5 protein-coding genes are annotated in these 7,684 nt (G+C 38.5%); 1 reads left to right on the top strand and 4 read right to left on the bottom strand.

Annotated elements, in window-relative coordinates; all coding sequences use genetic code 11:
- Nucleotides 1-308: 308 nt before the first annotated feature.
- The 4 genes from QRN68_RS19635 to QRN68_RS19620 are packed head-to-tail and all read right to left on the bottom strand — an operon-like array spanning nucleotide 309 to nucleotide 5,315.
- The gene (locus tag QRN68_RS19635) at nucleotides 309-1,067 is read right to left on the bottom strand and encodes an ABC transporter ATP-binding protein (RefSeq protein ID WP_285398589.1); all 759 of its coding nucleotides are present in this window, start codon (nucleotides 1,065-1,067) and stop codon (nucleotides 309-311) included.
- A gap of 3 nt (nucleotides 1,068-1,070) precedes the next feature.
- Nucleotides 1,071-3,389 (bottom strand): ABC transporter permease, encoded by a 2,319-nt coding sequence (locus QRN68_RS19630; protein ID WP_285398588.1) that lies wholly within the window; start codon nucleotides 3,387-3,389, stop codon nucleotides 1,071-1,073.
- Nucleotides 3,374-4,684: an MFS transporter gene (locus QRN68_RS19625; RefSeq protein ID WP_285398587.1), complete on the bottom strand. Its 1,311-nt coding sequence runs from the start codon at nucleotides 4,682-4,684 to the stop codon at nucleotides 3,374-3,376. Before QRN68_RS19625 ends, QRN68_RS19630 begins: the two co-directional genes overlap by 16 nt.
- A complete protein-coding gene (locus QRN68_RS19620) occupies nucleotides 4,665-5,315 on the bottom strand; it encodes a TetR/AcrR family transcriptional regulator (protein WP_481817474.1) in 651 nt (216 codons plus the stop codon). The genes QRN68_RS19625 and QRN68_RS19620 overlap by 20 nt, the downstream gene beginning before the upstream one ends.
- A gap of 269 nt (nucleotides 5,316-5,584) precedes the next feature.
- Here QRN68_RS19620 and QRN68_RS19615 point away from each other — a divergent pair, with 269 nt between their 5' ends.
- Nucleotides 5,585-6,451, top strand: coding sequence for a pentapeptide repeat-containing protein (locus QRN68_RS19615; RefSeq protein ID WP_285398586.1), 867 nt, complete (start codon nucleotides 5,585-5,587; stop codon nucleotides 6,449-6,451).
- Nucleotides 6,452-7,684: the final 1,233 nt, after the last annotated feature.

Genomic DNA, 7,684 nt, shown 5'->3' with positions numbered 1-7,684 from the left:
GAAACAAAATCGCTCTTTATCGAAACTTTTTGAGCTTTTATCGAAACAAAATCTCTTTTTATCGAAACTTTTTGGGCTTTTATCGAAAACAGCTCATTCTATCAAAGAAATCAACCACACTTTATGGTGAAGAGCCAAAAACAATGACAACTATAATTTATTCGTACAAGTAAAAGCAGAGGTTGGTTTGTGAACCAATCCCCCCAGCTTTTCTCTAAAACCAATCATTTATTGCCAACTCGGTACGAAACTACTCTAGAAATCTTACATTTTTCATTATGAGATTCAGCGTTAGTTGATACGGTAATTTATATTCCTATTTCCCACATTTTCTCCGTTACTTTCCCTATTCTGCCATCAATATTTGTACCGTCAAACTTCGGAAGCTTTAGCTCACTGACGAGTTTTCCGTCGAGCATAAACATTATGCGTTCCGTACGCGCCGCAACCTTTGCATCGTGAGTCACAAGCATAATCGCAGTACCGCCCACGTTAATTTCAGAAAAGATGTCCATGATCTCCTGGGCAGATTTTGAATTAAGTGCACCGGTAGGCTCATCGCCGAAGATGATTTTCGGGCTGTTCAAAAGCGCTCGACATATTCCCGCACGCTGTAGCTGCCCTCCTGAAACTTGTGTAATATCGCGAATTTCAAGCTCCGCAATGCCTACCCTCTTCATAAGCGCTCTTGCTTTCTCTGAAATTTTTGCAACATTTTTTCTATTATCGCGAATTGATGGAAGAATAATATTATCGAGAATATTTAGATTTTTAAGCATAGTTGGCTGCTGAAATACAAAGCCCATTTTAGTTCTACGTATATCTGAAAGTTCAGCCTCACCGACTGACGATATATCACTTCCATCAAAAGTAACCCTTCCGCCATCAACATTGTCCATGCCGCTCAATGCAAACATGAGCGTTGATTTTCCCGAGCCCGAGGGTCCCATGATCGCAATAAACTCACCCTCGTTTATATCAACAGACACGCCGTCGAGAACATTGTGTTTTTCATCGCCCTCGCCGAAATATTTTACAATATGTTCACCGATTATAAGATTTTTCATAAGCTACTCCTTTATATTTTCGGATATTTTTATTTTCCCAACGCCCGATGTGCCAATGATTGTTGTGATAAGTACCGAACAAATCATCAATAACGGACAAAACACGTATGCCGAAAGTGGATTGATTGAAAAACTAAACGATGACGCCCCGAACGAGGTAATAACTGCACCTGCAAGTACTTCTCCAAGAGTGTTTGCCAGAAGTGTACCGACAATTATTCCGATAATTGATACAAATAACGCCCGCGAACCGTACTGCACCGTAATATCCGAATTTGTAAAACCGAGTGCTTTCATTATAGCAATCGAATATCTATCCTTTGCGACAAGCATTTTCATAAACAACAGTGTAACTAGAATCGTTATCACAAGTGCAATCGCAATTGCGGCTAAGGAGGCTTTTTCGACTGATTTTATAGTCGAACCGAAAGTTTGTTTGACAAACTCATCAATATTGGAAATCTTAGCAAAAGTAAATCGGTCCGCATAGTTAGAGATTGTTTCATCGACAAGGGCTTTATCTGAAAGCTTTGCACAAATAACGCTCCACATGATATTTTCCGAATGGTCGGTAAATATAGCCTTTGCCGTTTTACCACCGTTCGTAATGTCAGAATAAATACCACTAACCGTGAGCTTATTCTCCTTCCCCTTCATGATGACCGTAATTGTATCGCCGACCTTTTTGCTCATTTCATCAGCGTTTAAAGCTGAAAGTGCAATTTCGTTTTCTTTGGCGGGTGCTCTGCCCTCGGTATATTCAATAGGGAATATCGAATGGTCGCCAAGTTCGATTTTTATATTTTCTTCCGAACCGTCTTCCATTTTTGTTTTGAATGTCTTTGTTGTAAGGATGGTATACTTTGAAATGGAACTGTCGCTGTTCATATATTCTAAAACTTCTGCGGCTTTTTTAGAGATTTGATCAGTTTGTTGAATATCAAGACGAATATCGTAGTTTCCAATTCCCATATATTTAATGAAGCTTGTTGAGGAAATCGTGTTGTATAGATTCTGTGGAACAATAATGATAAATGCCGAAATGACAAGTACTGCAAGCATTGTGGCATAAAGTCTTTTCCTTGCGAGAACATCTTTGATCCCAAGGAAAAGATTCGTATTTAACAACTTATTTTTGTTCAGGCAAACACGTTTTGCGCCTGCGCTTTTTTCCTGCGAAATGCCAAAGCGTATTGCTTCTGCCGCAGATATTTTCCGAAAGCGTCTCAGCACGCCGCTTACATAGGCTATTATTGCAAGGTATACAAGTAGAATGCCGATGATCCCTAAAGACGTAGCAAAAGAAGAGTTTTCACTTTCCCCCATATAAAGCCTGATGTTTTCTAGCAGCATGTTTTTGAACATCAACGAAAGTGCATAACCGAGAATACTACCCACTGCCGCAATTGCTGCGTACTTCGCAAGATAAATTTTCTTAATATCGGAAAGGCGTAGCCCTATTGCCTTCATAACACCAATTTCACGATAATCGTCTTCGATTTTCGCAAGGAGTGTAAAGCGTATGCACATAAATGCGATAGCAACGACAAGAACGCTTATAAGAAGAATAACTGCTATCATAATTCCGTCAGAAAATGCGTTAATTGTTTTGAAAAGTGGATATGTAATCGTTGGTCCGTTCGCTTCAAGTCCCGCGGAAGCATAAGCAGTTTCAAATTCACCGAGCGCCGATAAATCCTTTAATCTAAACTCAATCAAATACTCCATACTTCCACGGCTTTTAATTGCAGCGTAATCATTTGCACTTACGAGAAATCTTTTTGAAGAGGACAGCATAGAATTCATCTGTGAATCCCGGAGGAATCCTGCTACAGTAAATTCCTTTCCGCCTATTACGGCTTTATCACCTACCTTCGTAGTGGCGTCCTTCATATAGTTTATTGGAACATAAAGCTCGCCATCGGATACATTAATAATGTTTCCATCAAGATCAAGAAGATAATCAAACTTTTCACTCTGTATGCTAAAACCATTGTCTTGAACATTATTCGCAAGTGAACGATCACCTAAAATAATTTGACTGTTATCCACGTTGAGAAACTCAAGCACTTGAAAATCATCGACATTGCTGTTTTGCTCCGCGAAGTTTGTAAGTCGGACAGTATCGATATCCCCAGAGTGCATTTGCATAAAATGCGGTGTCTTCGCCTGATTCATAAGTGAATCGATAGCACTTGAAAGATTTACTATAAGTATCGCCGATAAGGAAACGAGCATAGCCGCAACAGCGACAAATAACGTTGTTGTCAGCGTTATCAGTTTGCTTTTTAAAAAGTCATTACGGATTATTCTGTAATACATACGTCACCTCTGTTTTCAAGCTTTTTCACTGATTTCAAGTTGAACAAAATGAATGAAGTAATACTTAATAAAATTCCAGCGATGATGATGAGGAAGCCCGTTCCCCTACCTTGACCTGTACCGGTAATTTTTCCTACGCTGTCAGCAAGCAATCCACCGTCAACTAGTAAAGGAGTGAACACATAATCTGCAAGTATACCCGAAAGCGCATAGGCCGCTACAAATCCAAGCTGTGAAATTACCCCTATAAGTGACCATGCTCTACCCTGAACCTCATTATCAATATTGGTACGAACAAGAAAATCCAATGTTGAGTTTGCAAATGGCATCATGGCAAAAAAGAAAAAGCCTGAAATACAGATCAGTACTATATTTTCCCGAAGTCCGAATATCGCCATAAATATCCCTTCAAAAAACAGCGAAAATGCAAGAATTTTCACATATCCTTTTTTTATCGGAAGAAATCCTATGATTACACTGGATACGAGCATCCCAGTAGCGACAATAGTTTCCACCATTCCGATGACAGAACTGTTCGTAAAAGTAAGCAACATCGGAATAGAAAGTGTTTCAATAATGCCAAGATAAAATGTCAGCACCGATGTCATGATAACAAGAACGAGTACACCTCGATTATGAGAAACTGCACGCCAACCATCTTTGAACTCATTGAAAAATGATTGTGTCTGTTCATATTTCTTTGAAGCAAGACCTCTTCGTACAGCAAGCGCTGAGATAACCGTTACAAAAAATGTACAGATGTCGATGACAAGTAAAAGTTTTATATCCGAAACGGTGAGCAAAAATCCCGCAATGATGGGCGAAATCAAATATTTTGCAGAACCCGCCATCTGGACCAAACCGCTTGCCTTCGTGAACTGTTCCTCGGACAGTAAATCCGTAACCGTAGCCTTGTATGCGGGATCAAGCAACGATGAAAACACCGAGCTTATTGTAACTCCCACACAAATCTGCCATAGCAGTGCTTCCCCGCTAAGCATACATATAAGAATATACACAAGACCTATCGCTGATAGACTGTCTCCTAACACCATTAAAAGTCTTCGGTCATAACGGTCCGCAAGCACTCCTGCCACAGGGCTTAAAAGCAGCGAAGGCATGAACGCAAGTAAGGTGACAAGTGCCATTGCCGATGCCTTTCCCGTCTGCTGGAAAACATAAATCCCAAGCCCAAACGCTGTAAGCCCGCTTCCTATTGCTGAAATTAGCTGCCCCGACCAAAGCAGAAGAAATTTTTTGAAAAGACGCTCGGAATCAACCATCGTTGTTTCCATTTTCTTCACCTCCACTACCAAACATCTTCATCATGTACATAAGACTCCCGCTTTCGACACCGAGTAGCCTCTCTACGTTGAATATAAATGCTGGTATACGCGAAGCACGTTCTTCATTCGTCATATCAACCATATCATCATCAAAAACGGTATTCGTATATGCCACAACCATTTCCATACATTCATACGGATAAGGCGTATTGAATAATCCTTGCTCAATACCTTCACGGATTATTTCCGTCAAAATCGGAGGAAGGCCGTTGATTACAACCTTCTGGATTTTCTGATGCATAAGTGCGTTCTGAGGCTTATGTATATGCTCAATAATTTCCTTGCCGTTGCCACCACTTATGTTTAATGCCATTACAACACGGATAATACGCTCGTTGACGGGTATGCTCTTATCTGCGGCAATTGCCTTCGCAGCTCCTAAAATTTGAACGTTATACCGCTCAATTAACGCGTCCATAATATCCTCTTTCGACTTGAAGTGATAATACAGTGTTCCTCGTGCAATCCCAACCTTTTCGAGAATATCGTTAGTACTTGTGCCATCAAAGCCCTTCTGACTGAAAAGCTCATCCGCTGCATCAAGTATTTCGTTCCTACGTTCTTCCGCTTCTTTTCTCATTTTTATGCCTCCCTTACAGACCGACTGTCTGTCTATAGAAATTATAGCCTTTCACAATATATTGTCAATAGCAAACATTGAATTTTGTGAAAAATTACATACCCTATCATTGCACTACCACTTTCGTTTAAGTAAATTTATTCACATCTGGGACTGCCGCTTTGCTTTCGTCACAAAAAAACTTTGCAGAGAAAAGTTAAAAATATCATTTCATAGTTAATTAGTGATAGAATCATATGTAAGTTTATAGTTAAGAGAGGAAATCAAGGATGTCCGAAACAAAAAAAATGGATCATACAATGGGAAAAGAGATACGTGAAAGTTTACAGGCGGATTGTCAAAGCTGTTTTGGTCTATGCTGCACAGCTTTAAATATTGCTGCCTCTAGCGACTTCGCCATTAATAAAGCAGCTGGAACACCTTGCCCAAATCTACAATCAGATTTTAGCTGCCAAATTCATCATAAACTTAGAGATCAAGGGTTTAAAGGATGTACAGTTTTTGATTGTTTAGGCGCAGGGCAAAAGGTTTCACAAACAACTTTCCATGGGCAAGACTGGCGACAATCCCCTAAAATTTCTGAGAAAATGTTTCGTGTCTTTCCAATTATGGAACAACTTTATGAAATGATTGCTTATGTAGCAGAAGCATTATCGTATAAGGTTGATTCGTCCCTATTTAACAAGCTACATTTGCAATTAGAACAACTACAGCTTGCAACAGAACTGGAAGCAGATGCATTACTAGCAATAGATATCCCTAATTTTCGACTGCCGGTGAATATTTTACTATTAGAAACAAGTGAGCAAATTCGCCAAAGCCTAATTGTAAAGATAAGTGAAAAAAACTCTCGAAAGTATGATTATAGAGGGGCCGATTGGATGGGAAAGAATTTAAAAAGTAAGGATTTAAGAGCAACTGACCTTCGAGGATCTTATTTAATTGCTGCTAATCTTGAAAATGCAGATTTAAGAGGTGTTGATTTTATTGGCGCAGATTTACGTGATGCCAATTTACGCGGCGCAGACCTATCAACAAGTATGTTTTTAACACAAATGCAAATTAATTCAGCTCAAGGCAATCATCAAACAAAATTACCCTCCCACTTGAAACGTCCATCTCATTGGGATCACTAACTGAAAAAAGAGGATAGAACATAACTGGTCAAAACCTTAAAAAACACGAGAAATCAATTTTAGAAACGTTGATTTCTCGTGCTTTTCTGATGTGAAATTTATAAATTTTTCTTTATAAACAAACTTATGTCCCAGCCTCTAAGCTGTAGAAGCGCTCCTGTAATTGCGTGAAAAACATAACAAAAGGACTTACGTGTATAAGTTGTAATACGCACAAGCCCTCTAGATTGTTGGAAGTGAAAATTTATTTTTATTTCGGAAATTGAATCTTTGAAAATTGCACCTAATGTTTATACAATCCCGATTTCTGCAAAGTTGTATTTATAGAATATAATTAATTATGAAAAGATTGAGAACCCAACTGACTATTGAAATGATTATAATACTCCACGCATATTTCTTACGCTGGGTTACACCCACAATTCCCATGATCACCCCTAATAATGGTGAAAATAGAATACTAATAATATACGCAAAAATATTGTAGGTTATATAACTATAAATGTAGATTTCGTTACTTTCATTACCGTATTTCTCACTATCCATCTTTATTCCCCCCATCTTGCTTTTTCTTAACTAACCGAAAAATCTTTCTAATCAACTATGCCGTGGCTTAATTGTGTCCGGAATCGGCCTGTGTTTGCATGAGACTTCTATAGCTGACGCTTTGCTTTCGCTACAAAAAACAATTGCTGAATGAAGTTAAAACAATTGTAGCATGGAAGCGAAGTAATTGGTAGGGAATGGAAAATGTGTAGTAAAGGGACAAACTGTTTCAAACAATAATTCGATGAGTTCTAAACAGATTCAACTTTGAGTTAGCTACCGTAGCAATTTTAAGATTAATAAGCCTATTCGAATGATAACTCAAATAAGCTTATTCCTTCTTCCACTTATAGGGGATACTTGCCCAATCGTAAAATATACTAAAAAGGAAAAATAATATTGAAGTTCCTATAATATGTCCCCATTGAATGTCATCACGAAATAACCATTGAGATATAATAAGTAACATGAAAAAAATTAGCGATTTTTGTATATTTTTCAGCATATTCATCCTCCTCTTACAATGATACACCATTTCTGCTTATTGTAGAAACCCGCTCCGTTAGAAAAAGTGGCTGGGACAAAACTTGCTGATATTAAAGAAAAAAGAGAAATCGATGCTGTTCGATTTTTCTTTTTTCTTGTTTGACTAAGTCATTCTATTTTCTTTACCCTATTTCTCTGTTA

Origin of the sequence: Lysinibacillus sp. fls2-241-R2A-57, assembly GCF_030209535.1 — a bacterium.
Lineage (GTDB): Bacteria > Bacillota > Bacilli > Bacillales_A > Planococcaceae > Lysinibacillus.
This window is presented reverse-complemented; position numbering and strand designations above follow the sequence as displayed.